Origin of the sequence: Candidatus Bartonella washoeensis Sb944nv, from assembly GCF_000278135.1 — a bacterium.
Taxonomy (GTDB): domain Bacteria; phylum Pseudomonadota; class Alphaproteobacteria; order Rhizobiales; family Rhizobiaceae; genus Bartonella; species Bartonella washoeensis.
On record NZ_JH725022.1, the window covers coordinates 599,720 to 600,554 of the forward strand.

Annotated in this window: 1 protein-coding gene; it reads left to right on the plus strand. The window is 40.0% G+C overall.

Features of this window, described 5'->3' with window-relative positions; genetic code table 11:
- The first annotated feature begins 45 nt into the window (after nt 1-45).
- Nucleotides 46-813 (plus strand): hypothetical protein, encoded by a 768-nt coding sequence (locus tag MCQ_RS02480; RefSeq protein ID WP_006923350.1) that lies wholly within the window; start codon nt 46-48, stop codon nt 811-813.
- Nucleotides 814-835 lie beyond the last annotated feature (22 nt).

The following is an 835-nucleotide window of genomic DNA, read 5'->3' on the forward strand; positions in this document are numbered from 1 at the left end:
CTTCTGGTGGCTTCTACTCTTCAATAAGTGAGTGAGGTGTGAAAGATGGAAGATATTATAGTTAAGAAGAAATACGAATTTACTTATGCAACAATTGAAGTTGATGGTCGCACTCTTTACCGCATCCGTGCATTAAGAGACTTTGGAAACGTCAAAAAAGGTGACTTAGGTGGTTTGATAGAGCATGAGGGCAACCTATCCCATGATGGTAATTGCTGGGTAGATGATAATGCTTTGGTTTATGGTGATGCCAAGGCTTATGGTAATGCACGGGTTTTTGACAATGCACAGGTTTATGATAACGCTCATGTTTATGGCAAAGCCATTGTTCATTGTAACGCTAAAGTTTTTGGTAATGCACATGTATGCGGTACAGCAATTATTGGTGACAATGCCCGTGTGTGTGGAGATACATGGATTGATACAGCTTCTATTGGTGATTGTGATTTAGTTAATAGTAGTAAAAAGAAATACGAACTTACAGACGATACAGTTGATCTTGGTCCTTTCAAAGTACACCGCATCCGTGCACTGAGAGACTTTGGTGACGTCAAGAAAGGCGATTTAGGTGGCTGGGTAGAGAGTGAAGAGAACCTCAGTCACGAAGGTAATTGTTGGATTAGTGGTTTAGGGGTTGTTTTTGATGGTGGTAGAGTACGTGGTGATGACCTAGTTCCAAACTTTAATTACATTTCTAATACGACTTATAAATTGTCTATGTTAACACCACAGGAATACATGAAGTCTCTACCTTGGCCACGACGAATATGGGAGAAACTTCGATATTATAAGGAGTTCGGGGTATGGCTTTAGTTGTTAGTACTATTCATAAGGG